The following is a 1,518-nucleotide window of genomic DNA, read 5'->3' as shown; positions in this document are numbered from 1 at the left end:
TTCGAACCCTCGACCGTCCACGGCACGATCCACGGCCCCGGCTACTCCGGCTCGGGCGGCATAGGCGCCGGCTACTCCCTGCCGAACGGCCAGGCCTTCGCGGACGCCTTCCACACCTTCGCCGTCGACTGGGCACCCGACTCGATCACCTGGTCCGTGGACGGGAACGTCTACCAGCGCCGCACCCCCGCCGACCTGGGCGGCCGCACCTGGGTGTTCAACAAGCCGTTCTTCCTGATCCTGAACCTCGCGGTCGGCGGCTACTGGCCCGGCGACCCGGACGGCTCCACGGTCTTTCCGCAGCAGCTCGTCGTGGACCACGTGTCGGTGACCACCGGCGACACGGCGACGGGGGCGGCAATCCGGGGCCTGGCCGGCAAGTGCGTGGACGTCGCCGGGGCGACCCCCGCGAACGGGACGGCCGTCCAGCTCTACGACTGCAACGGCACCGCCGCCCAGCAGTGGACCGTCGGCTCGGACGGAACGATCCGCGCGCTCGGGAAGTGCCTGGACGTGACGGGCGGCGGCACCGCGGACGGGACGGCGGTCCAGCTCTACGACTGCAACGGCTCCGGCGCCCAGCGGTGGACCGTCACGGGCGCACGCGACATCGTCAACCCGCAGGCCGACAAGTGCCTCGACGTGACCGGCAACAGCTCGGCCAACGGCACCCGGCTGCAGCTGTGGACCTGCACGGGCGGCGCCAACCAGAAGTGGACGGTCGGCTGAACCGGGATCAGTGCCGGGTCCAGGTGAACTTGTCGCCGCCCACCCAGCGGACCACGTCCGGGTCGTCCAGGTCGTGCACCGTGATGCCGAAGGCGGCGGCCGCCTCCAGGACGTCGGTGACGGCCCTCGCCTCGCCGACCACCTCCCCGTCGATCTCCACGATCCGGAAGGGAGGCGTGGTCGGCTGGACCCCGAGCACGATGATCCGCGGATTGGCGATGTGCGGGCTCGCGATTTCGGTCATGGAACGAGCGTAGAACGCATCGCGCGGGAGGGAGAGTCGTGCGTCATCCGCCGAGCAGGTCGAGGACCGCCGCCTCGACCGCGCCCTGGGTGGCCGGCCGCCCGAAGTCCCCGTGTTCGCCCAGCCGGGTGAGCGCGGGGGCGATCGTCTCCCCCTCTTCGAACAGCTCGAAGACCCGTGGGTCGATGTAGGAGGCGCGGCACACCGCGGGCGTGTTGCCCAGGTAGTGGCTGACCTCGCGCACCGTCCGGGCCATCTGCCGGCGGCGGGCCGTCGGGGTGGCCCGGGCCTCCTGGGCGGTGACGGCGAGGCCGACGGCGGCCAGGACCGTGGCGTGCCAGGTGCGGAAGTCCTTGGCGGTGATTTCGGTGCCGGACAGCCGGCGCAGCGCCTCGTTCAGGTCGGCTCCGTGCAGGTCGTGCCAGGTGCCCCGCTCCCAGTACGCGAACAGCCGGTCCCCGCCGTGCCTGCGGCGCTTGAGCGCGCGTACGACGGTCAGGGCGTCCTCGTCCACGAGCGCGCGGACCAGTTCGGTGCCCCCCTTG

General features: G+C 72.2%; 2 protein-coding genes and 1 pseudogene. 1 reads left to right on the top strand and 2 read right to left on the bottom strand.

Features of this window, described 5'->3' with window-relative positions; genetic code table 11:
* On the top strand, positions 1–729 hold a 729-nt coding region (locus JF597_RS54970), incomplete at its 5' end, for a ricin-type beta-trefoil lectin domain protein (protein ID WP_294014719.1).
* A 7-nt stretch (positions 730–736) separates the two neighbouring features.
* Here the strand turns inward: JF597_RS54970 and JF597_RS54965 are convergent.
* Together JF597_RS54965 and JF597_RS54960 are read right to left on the bottom strand one after the other, a co-directional pair.
* Positions 737–973 (bottom strand): hypothetical protein, encoded by a 237-nt coding sequence (locus JF597_RS54965; protein ID WP_069760801.1) that lies wholly within the window; start codon positions 971–973, stop codon positions 737–739.
* Positions 974–1,016: 43 nt separating this feature from the next.
* Positions 1,017–1,518 (bottom strand): annotated as a pseudogene (locus JF597_RS54960) (DNA topoisomerase IB); the annotation flags it as partial.

This window comes from Streptomyces sp. (assembly GCF_019510245.1).
Classification (GTDB): domain Bacteria; phylum Actinomycetota; class Actinomycetes; order Streptomycetales; family Streptomycetaceae; genus Streptomyces.
Note: the sequence above shows the minus strand (reverse complement) of the source record. Positions and strands in the feature narration are given on the sequence as shown.

Bases quoted from the DNA above. Each gene is read 5' to 3' on its own strand.
- JF597_RS54965 (WP_069760801.1), bottom strand. From the start codon at position 973: ATGACCGAAATCGCGAGCCCGCACATCGCCAATCCGCGGATCATCGTG.